The organism is Nonomuraea helvata, from assembly GCF_039535785.1.
In the GTDB taxonomy this organism is placed as follows: Bacteria; Actinomycetota; Actinomycetes; order Streptosporangiales; family Streptosporangiaceae; genus Nonomuraea; species Nonomuraea helvata.
Window position 1 is genome coordinate 246,960 of the sequence record NZ_BAAAXV010000011.1, and the last position, 14,436, is coordinate 261,395.

Genomic DNA, 14,436 nt, shown 5'->3' on the forward strand with positions numbered 1-14,436 from the left:
GAAAGTGGTCCCTGAATCGGTGCCGCGCGGTGGGTTGGTGAACATTTGGCCCACTCGAAACCGGCTCTCTGGCCGGACATGGGGTGTGTTCGACCCGAGTGCGGCGCCGATGCCGAGCAGACCGGTAAACCTTCATCTGGCTATCTGATCATGCTTTGGGGTGTCCAATCGAGGTTTTTCTGACACGTCGCTCCCGTGTCATGACCGACGCCCGTACATGGCACCCTTGTGGGGTGAACCTCGCCGACTCCGCTTTCCTGCGTGCGTGCCGCCGCCAGCCCGTCCCGCACACCCCGGTCTGGTACATGCGCCAGGCCGGTCGGTCGCTGCCCGAGTACCTGCGGATTCGCGAAGGCGTGCCGATGCTCACGGCCTGCTCGACGCCGGACATGATCGTCGAGATCACCATGCAGCCGGTGCGCCGATACGGCGTGGACGCGGCGATCTTCTTCAGCGACATCGTGGTGCCGCTCAAGGCCATCGGCGTCGATCTCGACATCAAGCCGGGCGTCGGTCCGGTGGTGGCCGACCCGATCCGCGACGCCAGGGGTCTTGAGGCGCTGCGGCCGATCGAGCCGGACGACGTGCCGTACGTCACCGAGGCCATCCAGGCGCTGACCGGCGAGCTGGGCGGCACGCCGCTGATCGGCTTCGCCGGGGCTCCGTTCACGCTCGGCTCGTACCTGATCGAGGGCGGCCCGTCCAAGAACCACGACCACACCAAGGCCATGATGTACGGCGAGCCGAAGCTGTGGCACGCGCTCATGGAACGGCTCTCCACGATCGTCCTCGAGCACCTGCGCATCCAGATCGCCGCCGGGGCCTCGGCCGTGCAGCTCTTCGACTCCTGGGTGGGGGCGGTGGCGCCGGCCGACTACCGGGAGTTCATCCTGCCCCACACCCGCCGCATCTTCGAGGGCCTGCCGGACGTGCCGCGCATCCACTTCGGCGTCGGCACGGGCGAGCTGCTCGGCGTGCTCGGCGAGGCGGGGGCCGACGTGGTGGGCGTCGACTGGCGGGTGCCGCTCGACGAGGCGGCCCGCCGGGTCGGCCCCGGCAAGGCGCTGCAGGGCAACCTCGACCCGGCCGTGCTGCTGGCGCCGTGGGAGGTCGTCGAGCGCAAGGCGCGCGAGGTGCTGCGCCAGGGGCGGGCGGCCGAGGGGCACGTGTTCAACCTGGGGCACGGCGTGCTGCCCTCGACCGATCCCGACCAGCTCAGGCGCCTCACCGACCTCGTGCACGAGGCCGGCCGACAGTCCTGATCACGCCGCCTCCGGCCCCGGCTCGCTGTGTCCCGGCCCCTGTGGGGGTACCGGGCCGCTGTGTCCCGGCCCCTGCGGGGGTACCGGGCCGCTGTGCACCGGCCCCTGCGGAGGTACCGGACCGCCGTGCATCGGCCCCTGCGGGGGCATGGGGGCCCGGGGGCGCCTGGAGCGGCGACGCCGTGCCAGATAGATCATCAGCGCGATCAGCGGCACCAAGACGGCCAGCCACGGCAGCACCGCGCCGAGCACCGTCACCGCGACCTTCGTGAACGACACCAGCGCGGTCCAGCCCGCCTTGAGGCCGCCGAAGAACCCCGCGGGCTCGTCGGAGGGATCCTCGACGACGGCCACCGGCCCGACCAGCCGGAGCGTCAGCGTCGCCATGGCCACCTGCGTGGCCAGCTGCTTCTGCTGCGCCTGCAGCGACTCCAGGTCGGCCTCGCGTGCGGAGATCTCCCGCTCGACCTGCAGCACCTGGCCGATGGTGCCGGCCTTCTTCAGCAGCGTACGCAGCGAGTCCAGCGACTGCTGCGCCGACTTCAGCCGGCTCTCGACGTCGGCCACCTGCATGGTGACGTCCTGGGTGCCCTGGTTCATGGACAGCTGCTTGCCCAGCTCCTTGCCGAGCCGGCCCAGCACCTCGGTGTACCTGGCCGGCGGGATCTTGAACTCCAGCGTGGCTGTGTCCTCGGTGTCGTTGGCCGAGTTGCTCTCCTCCTTGGACAGGTAGCCGCCCGCCGACGTCACGATCTGCTTGGCCTGCTGGGCGGCGGCGGTGACCTGCTTGGCCCGCACCGTCAGGTCGCCGGTGTAGATCACCTGGCGATCCTGCTGCTGGGTCAGCTTGACGTCCGAGACGAGGCCGTCCTTGCTCTGCTGCGGTCGCTGCTGCTTGGCGAGGCTCTCGGCCTGGTCGGCGGCCGGTGCGGGCGCGGTGCCCGAGCCGGCTTCGCTGGACATCGTCCTGGAGCTGCCACCGCAGCCCGTCAGGAGCAGGGCCGAACAGGCGGCCGTGAGTGCGACTCCGTACCGGATTCTCCTCATGCCCATAAGACGGTCACCGGAAAGCCCCGGTTTGGTAGGAGGAATCACGGTCCGGTCACCGTCTGACAACGCTGCCCCGCGCAGCTGAGCACTGTGCTGAGGCGGTAGCGTCAGGAGGCGTGGAAGGGAATCGGGCGCACGTGGTCGTCATCGGCGGAGGGATCTCCGGTCTCGCCGCCGCGTGGTATCTCCGCCAGAGCGCGGGCGAGCGGGTCAAGGTCACCGTGCTCGAGGGCGGGCCGCGGATCGGCGGCAAGCTGTACGCCTCCGAGGTCGCCGGGGTGAACGTGGACGCGGGCGCGGAGGCCATGCTGGCCAGGCGGCCCGAGGGCAAGGAGCTGGCCAGGGGGGTCGGGCTCGGCGACGACCTGGTCTTCCCCGGCACCACGAGCTCGGCCGTCTACAGCAGGGGCGAGCTGCGCCCGATGCCGAAGGGCCAGGTCATGGGCGTGCCCTCCGACCTGACCGAGCTGGCCAAGTCGGGCATCGTCTCGCCCGGCGGCCTGCTGCGCGTGCCGCTCGACCAGATCCTGCCGCCGACCCTCGTACGCACCGACGTGTCCGTGGCCGCCTACGTCCGCGCCAGGATGGGTGGCGAGATCGTCGAACGGCTGGTCGAGCCGCTGCTCGGCGGTGTCTACGCGGGCCGTTCCGACATGCTCTCGCTGGAGGCCACCATGCCGCGCGTGGCGGCGGTGGCCCGCTCCGAGCGCTCGCTGCTGACCGGGGCCAGGCAGCTCGTCGAGGAGGCGCCGAAGGACGCGGGCCCAGTCTTCACCTCGCTGAAGGGTGGGCTCGGCGGCCTGCCCGAGGCGGTCGCCAAGGCGTCGGGTGCGGACATCAGGACCGGCGTCACCGTACGCGAGCTGCACAGGGACGGCGACGGCTGGCGACTGGTCACCGGCCCCGTCCCCAAGCCCGAGGTCGTCCGGGCGGACGCGGTGATCGTGGCCACGCCGGGGGCCGCCGCCGGCAGGCTGCTCAAGGCCGAGGTGCCCAAGGCGGCGAGCGAGCTGGCCAAGATCGAGTACGCCAGCATGGCCATCGTCACGCTCGCCTACCCGATCGGCGCCTTCCCCCAGCCGCCCACCTCCAGCGGCTACCTGGTGCCGCCCGTCGAGGGCCGGCCGGTCAAGGCGGTCACGTTCAGCTCGATCAAGTGGCCGCACCTGACGAAGGACATGGTGATCCTGCGCTGCTCGATCGGCAGGGTCGGCGAGGAGCACCTGCTCCAGCGGGACGACGTCGAGCTGGTGTCGCTGGCCACGGCCGAGATGGCCGACGTGATGGGCGTGAGCGGCCTGCCGATCGACACCAGGGTCACGCGCTGGGGCGGGTCGCTGCCGCAGTACAACGTGGGCCACCTCGACCGGGTGGCCAGGGTGCACGCCGCCGTGGCCGTGGAGCCGGGGCTGGCCGTCTGCGGCGCCGCCTACGACGGCGTCGGCATTCCCGCCTGCGTCAGCACGGCCCGTACGGCCGCCGCCCGGATTCTGGACCACCTGTCCCAGCGAGGAGAATAGGCGCTATGACAGACGCTGCTCCGCGGCCCAAGGCCCGCGATCTCAACCAGGTGATCCGTTACACGATGTGGTCGGTCTTCCAGGTCACCGAGCCGTGTCCCGTCGAGCGCGACGGCCTGGCGGGCGAGGTCGAGGAGCTGCTCGAGCAGGCCGCCGGCAAGGGCGTCGTGACCAGGGGGGTCTACGACGTGGCCGGGTTGCGGGCCGACGCCGACTACATGTTCTGGTGGCACGCGGCCACGCCCGAGGACCTGCAGGACGTCTACGCCCGCTTCCGCCGCACCGAGCTGGGCCGGCACAGCAGGCCCGTCTGGTCGGCGATGGCGCTGCACCGGCCGGCGGAGTTCAACAAGTCGCACATCCCCGCCTTCCTCGCCGAGGAGGAGCCGCGCGCATACGTGAGCGTCTATCCGTTCGTGCGCTCCTACGAGTGGTATCTGCTGGACGACTCCGAGCGCCGGGCCATGCTGGCCGAGCACGGCCGGATGGCGCGCGACTACCCCGACGTGCGGGCCAACACGGTGGCGTGCTTCTCGCTCAACGACTACGAGTGGATGCTGGCGTTCGAGGCCGACGAGCTGCACCGGATCGTCGACCTGATGCGCACGCTGCGGGGCGCGCAGGCCCGCCGGCACACGCGTGTCGAGATCCCGTTCTACACGGGCGCGCGCAAGCCGGTGCGTGAGCTGGTGGCGTCCCTGCCTTAGGCCCTGCCCCAGCCGTACGGCACCTCGACCTGGGGACTCAGGGGAAAAGAGCCAGACCCAAGTTGGCGATCCAACGGACTTGATCTATCCCCTTTGTCACAATCAGGGAAATCCTTCGTCCGTACGGGCGTGCTTGCGGTGGCACGTTCCAGGCGGCGGGGAGGGCGGGGTGATGGGCGGATCGGGCAGGCGGGGGAGCAGGCGGAAGCCCACCGGTCGGCATGCGGCGGAGCGCTCGCCGAATGCGGCTGAGAGCTCGCCGCAGGGGGCGGGGCGTTCGCGGCATGCGCGGCGCCGCACCGGAAGGCTGCGGTGGGCTGTCGGAGCGGTGGCGCTGGCCGGAGGCGTCGCCGTGGTGCTCGGCGCGAACGGGACGTTCAGCGGGCCGCTGACCGCTGCCTCCGCCCAGCAGCCGCGCGTGGCCTCCGGGCCGCCAGGCCAGGCCGAGCGGCAGAACGGGTCCTCGGCGCTGTCCGGCAGGGCCGAGTCGGGCTCGGGGGCGAGCGCGCAGGCCAGGGTGAGCGAGCTGCCGAAGTCGCAGCCGCCCAAGGCCGCCACGAGCGCGGCGACCTCCGGCGCGGTGGAGCCTGGGCAGGTGCAGGGGAGTGTCAGCCCGCAGGACCTGTCGGCGGGCGGCCCCGACTCCGCCGACGTGGACGATTACAAGGCGGACGGGCCGTCGCGGCACACCGATCAGCAGGCGGCGGAGTACTTCCGTACGCACTGGGGGCCGGACGACGCGGCGCTGAAGCGCCTCAAGGACATCCGCACCATCGGCGGATATTTGCGCATTTATACGGATTTGCCGGAGACGGCGGGCAATTCATCCCACGCGCTGACGCTGTGCAAGCGCGGCCTGGAGTACCTGCGCTCCCTCGGGGTGGCCCGCCCGGTCGTGTTCGTCCAGGCCGAGTTCGGCGAGAACGGGAACCCCGTGCTCGCCAACATCCTCGGCCCCTCCGACACCAGCTGCCGGGTCACCCACCCCGAGCCCGATTGACCCCGTTATCGCACCCGTACCCGCGTCTTCGCGCACAGCTCGCACCGTTGCGTGACGACTCGCCCGATAGTCTCAATCGTCACCCAGCGGTGGCGAAGATGGACAAAGCGCACACGAATCTCCTACCCGAGGCAGGGGATCGGTACGCGCTGTCGTTAACCGATCACCCCTTGGGTTCAAGCCTAAGGGAGATCGAGTTGATGCAGTAACGGTCGTCGGTCGGCGTCGGGTACCCCTCGCCGTGGAAGACGTGACCCAGATGGGAGTCGCACCGCGCGCACCGCACCTCGGTGCGGACCATGCCGTGGCTGCGGTCCTCGATCAGCCGCACCGTGTCGGAGTCGGCGGGCGCGAAGAAGCTCGGCCACCCGCAGTGCGACTCGAACTTCGTGTCCGACCGGAACAGCTCGGCCCCGCAGGCGCGGCACGAGTAGACGCCCTCGGTCTTGGTGTCGACGTACTCGCCCGTGAAGGGGCGCTCGGTCCCGGCCTCCCTGAGGACGTGGAACTCCTCAGGCGAGAGCTGAACCCGCCACTCGGCCTCGCTCTTGACCACCTTTTCCATGACTCCAGCGTACGAGATCTGGCAAAAAGAGATCTCCGAAGGGTGAAGCATCCGTTCTGGGGTGAATTCGCGTCTTTGTAGGCAAGGGGGTGTCATCGCCTCCTGCCAAGGGGTGAGATCATCCGCAGATCCCGGCGAGCGGCACAGCCCACGCCCGTGCTGGAGCCGCCGGGGGTCGCAACGGCCGGCCGGGTGGCGCGCCAGCGCCCGGAACGGCGGCGGCTGATCTAGCGGTCCGTCCCGTCGAGCCCTCGGTCCCGCCACCGAGGAGGCTCCGGGACGGGCCCACCTCGCGAGGGAGCGCCGTTGCCTGGACTGAGGAGCGTCGGGAGCATAGCGACCAGAGCGACGAGGAAAGGCAACGGCTCCTCGGCGACCGAGCCCGCCTCCACGGAGTGGAGGCCATAAGCATGGCGACATCATAAGCTCGGGCTATGGCATCGCCCTTCATAGAGCTCGAGGTGGGGGAGCGGACCGTCAAGGTCACCAACCCCGACAAGGTGTACTTTCCTGGGATCGGCGCCACCAAGCGGGAGCTGGTCGAATATTACGTGAGCGTCGGCGAGGGCGCGCTGCGGGCGCTCAAGGACCGGCCCACCAACCTCAAACGCCACCCCGACGGCGTGCAGACGGAGGCGATCTACCAGAAGCGGATGCCGCCCAAGCACCCCGACTGGCTCCAGCCCGTGACGGTGACCTTCCCGAGCGGCCGTACGGCGCAGTCCCTGCGGGTCACGGAGGTGGCGGCCATCGCCTACGCCGCGAACCTCGGCACCATCGACTTCCACCCCTGGCAGGTGCGGGCCTCGGACGTCGAGCACCCCGACGAGCTCCGCGTCGACCTGGACCCGCAGCCGGGCCTGGACTTCGACGCGGCGCGCAAGGCGGCCCTGCTCACGAGGGAGGTTCTGGGCGAGTTCGGGATGACCGGGTTCGTGAAGACGTCCGGCAACCGCGGCGTCCACATCGCCGTGCGCATCGAGCCGCGCTGGGACTTCATCCAGGTACGCCACGCCGGCATCGCCCTGGCCAGGGCCGTCGAGGAACGGGATCCGGCGCTGGTGACCACGGCGTGGTGGAAGGAGGAGCGTGGCGAGCGGGTGTTCATCGACTTCAACCAGAACGCCCGGGACCGCACGGTGGCCAGCGCCTACTCCGTCAGGGCGCAGCCGCACGCCCCCGTCTCGACCCCGCTGACCTGGGACGAGCTGGCGGACGCCGACCCGCGCGACTTCGACATCCGTACGGTTCCTGCGCGGTTCGCCGAGGTGGGCGACGTGCACGCGGCCATCGACGACGCGGCGTACTCGATCGAGCCGCTGGTGGAGCTCTACGCCAAGGACGACCGGGGCGACATGCCGTACCCGCCGAACTATCCCAAGATGCCGGGCGAGCCGATGCGCGTGCAGCCGAGCCGGGCGCGGAACGCCGACTAGCGCACGAGATGGTGGGGGGCGAGCTCGCGGGTCTCGCCCCTCTTGAGGTAGACCACCCGGTCGGCCAGGCCGTTCTGCTCGATGTGGTGGCGGAAGTCGTCCAGCGGCGAGCTGAAGGCGGCGTAGTCGTCGTAGTGCACCGGCACGACCGCGTGCGGGTTCATCAGGTCCACCCACGAGGCACCCTGTTCGCCGTCCATCGTGACGAGCACGAGGCCGAGCAGCCGGGTGCCGCCCAGGTGCACCAGCGCCAGGTCGATGTCGGGGAAGCGGCGCGGGATCGCGTCGAGGCGGCGGTCGAGCAGCGTGTCGCCGCTGACGTGGATGCGCAGCTCCACGCGTTCGTCCGGGTTGCAGAACTCCAGCATCGTGCCGATCACGGGCGGCAACAGCGCCTCGGCGGGGCCCGGCGCGTGCTTGGCGGGCAGCGCGGTGATCCGTACCGAGCCGTGCGGGCCGCGGAGCTCGTGTGTGCGCCACTCCTCCAGCCCCACAGTCCGGCGGAAGCCGCGGCGGCGCAGGCGGCGGGCGGCCGCGGTGGTCGTGATGACCGGGGTGTCCCGGTCCAGGCCTTTCCTGGTGACACGGTCCCAGTGGTCACCGTGCAGGTGCGACAGCACCACCGCGTCGATCGGCGGCAGGTCCTCGATCTCCAGAGCGGGATCGGTGAGGCGGCGGGTGGACAGGCCGTAGCCCAGGTACGCCCGCTGGCCCTGATGCAGGAAGTTGGGATCGGTCAGCAGCGTGAGGCCGTTGTAGCGGATCAGCGTCGTCGCGTTGCCGACGAACTGCAGGCTCCCTTTCACTTTCGCTCACCCCGGGTACGGAGGGCGCTGGCCTGGAGGCACGCCGCCGCCCTTGCCGCCGCCCTTGCCGCCCTTGTCCATGCCATGCGGGCGGGCGGAGCGCTTGGCTCCCTGCTTGGTCTGGGGCGTGAGGTGGGCGGACTTGAACTCGGTGGGCGATTTACCTGATCTGCGAATCTCGGGTTGCTGTGGGTTGCTCATGGTATTTGTCCCCCTTTATGCCGTTATTTCCTGCCACGTTGGGGTGGGGTTAAACCCTCCGTGTCTGGACAATTTCACTTCGGTATCATTACTTGACTCGTTATCTAATAATTCGCAAAGCTCTCTTGTGCATCGGGGGCGACAAACGAGTCTGGAGCCTTCTCATGGCAAGAGCACGTCTCGCGGCGGCGGTGCCCATTTTCGTGGCCGCCTTCGCGGTCGGAGGGGTGAGCCTGGCGGCGCCCCCCGCGTACGCCTCCACCGGCCCTGACCTGCCGGTCGAGCTGCCCACCTGCCTCCTTCCGCTGCCGCTGCTCTGCGACGAGCAGCACGAGCCCGCGCCCGAGGAGTCCTGGAGCCCGCCTCCCTCGGTCGAGCCGGGACCGGAGGACACCTGGCCGGGGCCGGACGAGCGCGAGGAAGAGCCGTGGCGGCCCGCGGGCGAGGACGAGCACCGGGTGCCGAGGGGGCACCCGGAGACCGGTGGCGGCGGTCTCGCGCCGGACGACCCGGTGTGGCCGTTCGCGCTGGGCGGTGTGGCCCTGATGACGGGCGCGGGGCTGGCCGGGTTCGCGGTACGGCGCCGCAAGGGTGTCGTCTGAGCAGCGGCTGCTCCGGACCGGGGCAGCCGTCGTCTCGCTGGCGGGGTTGCTGCTGATCGGGCTCGGGATCAGCGGCATCTTCAGCGACGAGCCCGAGCCGGGTCCGGTCGCGGCCACGAACCCCGTGCCGTCGGTCCCGGGCGTGCCGTCCGGCAAGGTGGCCGCGCCCATGAGGGCCGCCAAGCCCACGGCCGTCTACATCCCGTCCATCGGCGTGGCCGCCCCGCTGATGGAGCTGGGCCTGGACGCGCAGGGCGCCATCGAGAACCCGCCGTTCGACCCGCCGAACCAGGCGGGCTGGTACCGCTACGGCCCCGTACCCGGCCAGCGCGGCGCCGCCGTGATCACCGGTCACCTGGACACCAGGAGCGGCCCCGCCGTCTTCGCCAACCTCAAGAACGTCAAGCGCGGCGACCAGGTCCAGGTGATGCGCGCCGACCGCTCGGTGGCGGTGTTCGTCGTCGACAAGGTCGAGCACGCGCCGAAGCGGAGCTTCCCGGTCAGGAAGGTCTACGCCAAGCTCACCTATCCGGGGCTGCGGCTGGTGACCTGCGGCGGGACGTTCGACCGGCAGGTGCACAGCTACGTCGACAACACGATCGTGTACGCCCACCTCGCGGCGCCGTACTACCCCAAGAGCTGATCACGGGTCGCGGGGAAGGCCGAGCGCCCGTTCGGCGATGATGTTGAGCTGGACCTCCGTGGTGCCGCCGCCGATGGTGAACGCCCGGGTGGCGAGGATCGTACGGTTCCAGCGGCGGTTCCTCGGCGCCAGGGACCAGCAGAACTCCGAGATCGCCTGGGCGTGGCGCATGCCGAGCAGCTTGCGCACGCTGGGGGCGGTCACCGGATCGGCCCCGGCCAGCTGCGAGAGCGTGATGCGCAGGCCGAGCGCGGAGATGGCCTGGCCCTCGGCCCACAGGCGGCCCGCCTGCTCGCGCTGCGACTGGCGGAGCGGCGGCAGTTCGGCGATGAACTCGGCCATGTCGGTGTGCTGCGAGCCCGGCCCCCAGGAGTCGCCGAGCGCGACGCGTTCGTGGGAGAGCGTGTCACGGGCCACCCGCCAGCCCTCGTCCACCGCACCGACGACCAGGTCGTCCGGTACGAAGACGTCGTCGAGGAAGACCTCGTTGAACACCTCGTCTCCGTTGATCTCCTTGAGCGGTCTGACGGTGACTCCCTGGGACGTCATGTCCACCAGGAAGTATGTGATGCCGTTATGTTTCGATTTTTCGGGAGAAGTCCGGGCGAGGCAGATGCCCCAATGGGCGTACTGTGCAAGAGACGTCCAGATCTTCTGCCCCGTCAGCGACCAGCCGCCCTCCACCCGCGTGGCCTTCGTCGCCAGCCCGGCCAGGTCGGAGCCCGCACCGGGCTCGCTGAACAGCTGGCACCACACGATCTCACCGGTGAACGTCTTCGGCAGGAAGCGTTCCTGCTGCTCGGGCGTGCCGTACCGGACGATGGAGGGAACCGCCCAGGCCGCGATGCCCAGGTTCGGCCGCTTCAGGTCGCGGAACTCCTGGTGAATGATCACCTGCTCCAGCGGCGACGCGGCCCTGCCCCACGGTCTGGGCAGGTACGGCATGATCCACCCGTCCGCCGCGAACCTCCTCAGCCTGGCCGCCGGCTCCTCGGCCCGCAGCGACCCGGCCTCCGCCCTGATGGCGTCCCTGACGGCGGCGGCCTCCTCGGGCAGATCCGGCTCCATCGCCCGCCGGGTCCCCGCCACCGCCAGCCTCGCCGTCTCCTCGGCCCACGGCCCCGGGTCCCCGGCCAGCATCCGGTCGGACAGGGCCCTGCGGTAGTAGCGGTGCGCGTCGTGCTCAAAGGTGTATCCGATGCCGCCGAGCACCTGGATCGCGTCCGCCGTACCTCGCACCGCCGCCTCGGGCCCCAGCACCGCGGCCACCGCCGCCGCCAGCCTGACCTCGTCGTACGACGCGGCGCCGTCCATCGCTCCGGCGCCGTCCATCGCTCTGGCGGCGTCCCACACGGCGGCGCGGGCCTGCTCGAGCGCCACGAAGGCGGCGGCCACCCGGTGCTTGACCCCCTGGAACTGCCCGATCGGCCGCCCGAACTGCTCGCGTTCCTTGGCGTACTCGGCCGCCGTCGCCACGGCCCACGCCGCCACGCCGCACGCGTCGGCGCCGAGCAGCACGGCGGCGAGCTCCCGTGCCGGCACCTCGCCCAGCACCCGGTCGGCGGGGATGTCGCGCGTGGTGACGGAGCAGAGCGCCCGGTCGAGGTCCACGCTGTCGGCGGGCTCGGCGACGACGTCGGCGCGATCGAGCACCGCCCACCGGGCGCCGTCGACGGGCACGAGAAAGAGGTCGGCGTCCGGCGCCCCCAGGGCGAGGGCACCGTCCGGATCTCCGGCCAGCACGACGGCGGCGGTCGCGGACCCGCCGGTGAGCCCGGCGATCAGCCCTTTCCTGCCGTCGGCCAGACCGGTCGAGTCTCCCGGCCAGGCGAGGACGGCCGAGGTGAGGACGGTCGGCAGGTACGGCCCGTGGACGCGCCGCTCGCCCAGCGCCTCGAGCGCGACGCACAGCTCCAGCAGCCCGTACCCCTGCCCGCCGCACTCCTCAGGCAGATGCAGCCCCAGAATCCCCTGTCCGGCGAGGGCCGCGTGGCCGGGCGCACGCCGCCCGGCAAGTCCGTGTACGGAGGCGGCCAGCGCCCGGTGCTCCTCGGTCAGCCCGATACCCATACGTCAGAACGTAGAAGATGATTCGTTCATAAACCATTGGCCGCTCGCGGCACGTGGAGCGCAGGGACGCGTTCCGCTGCGTCGGATGCGGGCTGGACGTGCCGATGGTCGCGCCGGGCACCGCCCACCGCAACCACTGCCCGCACTGCTTGACGAGCGTCTTCGGCTCTCTGTGTTTACAGGAGTAAAACGGACATCAGCGTGGCCTCGCCGCTTGCCGACCGAGGCCGGAAGCGCAGCGCGGCCAGCTGCTCCGGGTTCTGCAGCAGTGCGAAGGTGCCCAGTGCCAGCATGTTCGTGGTGGTGTCGAGTCCGGCCGCGAGCAGGGTCAGGGCGACACCCTTCAGCTCCTCGTCGGTCAGGTCACTGTCGGTCAGATCGCTGAGCACGTCGTCGGTGGGGTTGGCGCGTTTGGCGACCACCAGCTCCGCGAGGTAGTTCTGGGTCGCGGTGTAGGCCGCGATCAGGTCATCGTCGCTGGTCTCCCCGTTCATGAACTTGTCGACGTGCCCCTGGAAGGAGCCCCGCTCGTCGTACGGCACGCCCAGCAGCTCGCAGATCATGACGGCGGGGATGGGCTTGGCGAACGCGGTCACCAGGTCCGTCGGCGGCCCGGCCTTCTCCATCGCGTCCAGGTGCTCGGCGGTGACCTGCTCGACGCGCTCACTGAGCAGCCGCATCCGCCGGACGGTGAACTTGCCCACCAGCGGCTTCCGATAGCGGCTGTGCCGCGGATCGTCCATCAGCAGGAACTCGCCGGGCGCAGCCGGCGGGATCTCCATGCCGGTGACGTCGATCGTCGGGTGGCGCATGATCTCCTTGCGGGTGCTGAACCGCGGGTCGGCCAGGACCGACCTGACCAGGTCGTATCCGGTGATCGTTCGGGCGAGTCGAATGGCCGCCTCCGGGTTTCATCAAGGAGACGCCCCTGTTCACGGCGCTCGACTCGGTCGGCACGGATGCCCCTCCGAGCAAGGCGGACACCAAGAGGATCCTGGAGCCACTGCCCGAGTCGATGTACGCCCTGGCGGTGGTCGATTTCGCCAAGCCGTTGGGGGAGAGCGAGTTCTCGGCATTCGTTCAGCGGCACACTGCTGTTCCCCCGGAGGCGGCGATCTATGACGGGCGGATCGGCGGGACCCCGGTTAGCTGGCGCTTGGACACCCCGCTGCCCGACGCGCCGCAAGGCGACGTCCCGCAACTCGCCCCCGGCGAACTGCCCCGGAACGGGCTGGCCGGGTTCCGCCGCTGGGTGGGAGACCTGCGCGACCATGACGCCGCCAACCTGGACAAGTTCGGACTCGGTCTCAAGCTGCTGCGCAAGTCGGCCGCTGACGGCATGGCGTACGCCTACGTCACCCAGCACGCCCGCGTCCGCGACCTCCGGGCCCTGATCGACGACCCCCAGGTCCGCGCGATCAGGGTGGCCGACGTCGCCTACGATCTCACCGGCATGGGCTGATCTCGGAAATGCCCTGATCCTCAGTGGAAGTCGGTGATGCGGAGCACCGCCATCATGTCCTGAGCCCGGGAGCCGCCGGTCGAGAAGGAGGCTTCGGCGCCGACCCAGCCACGGAAGGCTCCCGAGTCGTCGATGATCTGCATGAGCGGCTTGACGTGGGAGTTGCCGGTGTAGCAGAACTCCTTACGCTCCATCGCCAGGCAGGTGCACCAGTGCCACAGCGTGTCGCGGCGGTCGGAGTTGGAGATCTTCGTGAGGTAGTACTGGATGGAGCTGATGTTGGCGCGCGTTCCGCCGCCGTAGTTCGGGCAGCCGCCCTCCTTCTGGCACGCGCTGTTCGAGGACGGCTGCAGGTAGGTCAGACACGTGGTGGTGGTGGAGCAGGCGCGGAAGGCGGAGAGGCCGAAGGGCTGGTTGCCGGCGGTGGTGATCTTGCCGCCCGCCCAGCTTGTCAGGTCCTGCCTGAGCGAGCCGGGGAAGGCCTTCACCGAGCTCATCGCGCGCCGGGTGCCGACCGCGGCGTTGCTGCCGTAGCCGTACCCGTGAGTGGCCAGCGTGCTGGACTTGAGGTCCAGACGGGCCAGCTTGCCGTCGGGGGAAGACCGCACGTACCACTGCTCCGTCCACGTCTGGGCGATCTTCCACCGGATGGTCAGCACGTTCCCTGACACGGTGTACGTCCCGGTGCGGCTCTCGTCAGGTGCGCCGGTGAAGCCACCGGCGGTGAGCACCTCGCACATGCGGGGGCGCGACTGGGCGCCGCCGGCCTTGGTGGTGCAGCCGGAGTCGGGGACGAGGCCGGTGCGCTGCCTGGCCACGGGGTGACGCTGCCACCACAGGTAGAGGGCGGCGCTCACCGTGCCGTTCGCGGCGAAGCGGTAGCTGCCCAGCCGTACCCAGTTCTCATTGGAGGCGGCCTTGAGATGACCCTGCGACACGACGTAGGTGGCCTTGCCGCCCGGCAGCTGCGCGGCGGCGGCTGGTCCGGAAGGCGCGACGATGATCGCGAGAACGAAGGAGAGGACTGCCACTGCAGCACGCATAGAGAGACTCCCGAGGCTTACGGGCTTGGCCGATCGTCCACGGGCCACCATATTCGGTCTGCACCGGAA

General features: G+C 70.4%; 14 protein-coding genes and 2 pseudogenes. 9 read left to right on the forward strand and 7 right to left on the reverse strand.

Going from position 1 to position 14,436, the window contains the following annotated elements; all coding sequences use genetic code 11:
- Positions 1–200 precede the first annotated feature (200 nt).
- Positions 201–1,262, forward strand: a complete 1,062-nt coding sequence (gene hemE / locus ABD830_RS49040; RefSeq protein WP_345002474.1) for a uroporphyrinogen decarboxylase — start codon at positions 201–203, stop codon at positions 1,260–1,262.
- On the opposite strand, the gene ABD830_RS49045 is transcribed toward hemE, so the two are convergent.
- On the reverse strand, positions 1,263–2,309 hold the full coding sequence (locus ABD830_RS49045) for a DUF4349 domain-containing protein (protein ID WP_345002475.1): 1,047 nt from the start codon (positions 2,307–2,309) through the stop codon (positions 1,263–1,265).
- Between the two features lie 119 nt (positions 2,310–2,428).
- Here ABD830_RS49045 and hemG point away from each other — a divergent pair, with 119 nt between their 5' ends.
- The 3 genes from hemG (at position 2,429) to ABD830_RS49060 (ending at position 5,539) form a co-directional block, all read left to right on the forward strand.
- Positions 2,429–3,832, forward strand: coding sequence for a protoporphyrinogen oxidase (gene hemG, locus ABD830_RS49050; protein ID WP_345002476.1), 1,404 nt, complete (start codon positions 2,429–2,431; stop codon positions 3,830–3,832).
- 5 nt (positions 3,833–3,837) lie between these two features.
- On the forward strand, positions 3,838–4,539 hold the full coding sequence (gene hemQ, locus ABD830_RS49055; protein WP_345002477.1) for a hydrogen peroxide-dependent heme synthase: 702 nt from the start codon (positions 3,838–3,840) through the stop codon (positions 4,537–4,539).
- A gap of 328 nt (positions 4,540–4,867) precedes the next feature.
- Entirely contained in the window at positions 4,868–5,539 is a 672-nt protein-coding gene (locus ABD830_RS49060; protein WP_345002478.1) for a hypothetical protein, read from the forward strand.
- Positions 5,540–5,702: 163 nt separating this feature from the next.
- On the opposite strand, the gene msrB is transcribed toward ABD830_RS49060, so the two are convergent.
- Positions 5,703–6,104, reverse strand: coding sequence for a peptide-methionine (R)-S-oxide reductase MsrB (gene msrB, locus ABD830_RS49065; protein ID WP_345002479.1), 402 nt, complete (start codon positions 6,102–6,104; stop codon positions 5,703–5,705).
- Between the two features lie 434 nt (positions 6,105–6,538).
- Between msrB and ligD the strand changes: the two genes are divergently transcribed.
- Positions 6,539–7,540 (forward strand): non-homologous end-joining DNA ligase, encoded by a 1,002-nt coding sequence (ligD, locus tag ABD830_RS49070; protein WP_345002480.1) that lies wholly within the window; start codon positions 6,539–6,541, stop codon positions 7,538–7,540.
- On the opposite strand, the gene ABD830_RS49075 is transcribed toward ligD, so the two are convergent.
- Together ABD830_RS49075 and ABD830_RS49080 are read right to left on the reverse strand one after the other, a co-directional pair.
- Entirely contained in the window at positions 7,537–8,346 is an 810-nt protein-coding gene (locus ABD830_RS49075; protein ID WP_345002481.1) for an MBL fold metallo-hydrolase, read from the reverse strand. The two genes, ligD and ABD830_RS49075, sit on opposite strands and share 4 nt — an antisense overlap.
- Before the next feature lie 6 nt (positions 8,347–8,352).
- Entirely contained in the window at positions 8,353–8,547 is a 195-nt protein-coding gene (locus ABD830_RS49080) for a hypothetical protein (protein WP_345002482.1), read from the reverse strand.
- Between the two features lie 164 nt (positions 8,548–8,711).
- Between ABD830_RS49080 and ABD830_RS49085 the strand changes: the two genes are divergently transcribed.
- Entirely contained in the window at positions 8,712–9,149 is a 438-nt protein-coding gene (locus ABD830_RS49085; RefSeq protein ID WP_345002483.1) for a hypothetical protein, read from the forward strand.
- Complete coding sequence (locus ABD830_RS49090; protein WP_345002484.1) at positions 9,139–9,792, forward strand: class F sortase; 654 nt, start codon at positions 9,139–9,141, stop codon at positions 9,790–9,792. Before ABD830_RS49085 ends, ABD830_RS49090 begins: the two co-directional genes overlap by 11 nt.
- On the opposite strand, the gene ABD830_RS49095 is transcribed toward ABD830_RS49090, so the two are convergent.
- Positions 9,793–11,862, reverse strand: a complete 2,070-nt coding sequence (locus tag ABD830_RS49095; RefSeq protein ID WP_345002485.1) for an acyl-CoA dehydrogenase family protein — start codon at positions 11,860–11,862, stop codon at positions 9,793–9,795.
- A gap of 35 nt (positions 11,863–11,897) precedes the next feature.
- Here ABD830_RS49095 and ABD830_RS49100 point away from each other — a divergent pair.
- A pseudogene (locus ABD830_RS49100) lies at positions 11,898–12,023 on the forward strand (RNHCP domain-containing protein); the annotation flags it as partial.
- A 63-nt stretch (positions 12,024–12,086) separates the two neighbouring features.
- On the opposite strand, the pseudogene ABD830_RS49105 reads toward ABD830_RS49100, so the two are convergent.
- Positions 12,087–12,740, reverse strand: a pseudogene (locus ABD830_RS49105) (cytochrome P450); the annotation flags it as partial.
- Positions 12,741–12,877: 137 nt separating this feature from the next.
- Here ABD830_RS49105 and ABD830_RS49110 point away from each other — a divergent pair.
- Positions 12,878–13,324: a hypothetical protein gene (locus ABD830_RS49110; protein WP_345002486.1), complete on the forward strand. Its 447-nt coding sequence runs from the start codon at positions 12,878–12,880 to the stop codon at positions 13,322–13,324.
- Between the two features lie 20 nt (positions 13,325–13,344).
- Here the strand turns inward: ABD830_RS49110 and ABD830_RS49115 are convergent, their stop codons facing one another.
- A complete protein-coding gene (locus ABD830_RS49115) occupies positions 13,345–14,367 on the reverse strand; it encodes a hypothetical protein (RefSeq protein ID WP_345002487.1) in 1,023 nt (340 codons plus the stop codon).
- Between the last annotated feature and the right edge of the window lie 69 nt (positions 14,368–14,436).

Bases quoted from the DNA above. Each gene is read 5' to 3' on its own strand.
- hemE (WP_345002474.1), top strand. From the start codon at position 201: ATGACCGACGCCCGTACATGGCACCCTTGTGGGGTGAACCTCGCCGAC.
- ABD830_RS49045 (WP_345002475.1), bottom strand. From the start codon at position 2,309: ATGAGGAGAATCCGGTACGGAGTCGCACTCACGGCCGCCTGTTCGGCC.
- hemQ (WP_345002477.1), top strand. From the start codon at position 3,838: ATGACAGACGCTGCTCCGCGGCCCAAGGCCCGCGATCTCAACCAGGTG.
- msrB (WP_345002479.1), bottom strand. From the start codon at position 6,104: ATGGAAAAGGTGGTCAAGAGCGAGGCCGAGTGGCGGGTTCAGCTCTCG.
- ligD (WP_345002480.1), top strand. From the start codon at position 6,539: ATGGCATCGCCCTTCATAGAGCTCGAGGTGGGGGAGCGGACCGTCAAG.
- ABD830_RS49080 (WP_345002482.1), bottom strand. From the start codon at position 8,547: ATGAGCAACCCACAGCAACCCGAGATTCGCAGATCAGGTAAATCGCCC.
- ABD830_RS49085 (WP_345002483.1), top strand. From the start codon at position 8,712: ATGGCAAGAGCACGTCTCGCGGCGGCGGTGCCCATTTTCGTGGCCGCC.
- ABD830_RS49095 (WP_345002485.1), bottom strand. From the start codon at position 11,862: ATGGGTATCGGGCTGACCGAGGAGCACCGGGCGCTGGCCGCCTCCGTA.
- ABD830_RS49110 (WP_345002486.1), top strand. From the start codon at position 12,878: ATGTACGCCCTGGCGGTGGTCGATTTCGCCAAGCCGTTGGGGGAGAGC.
- ABD830_RS49115 (WP_345002487.1), bottom strand. From the start codon at position 14,367: ATGCGTGCTGCAGTGGCAGTCCTCTCCTTCGTTCTCGCGATCATCGTC.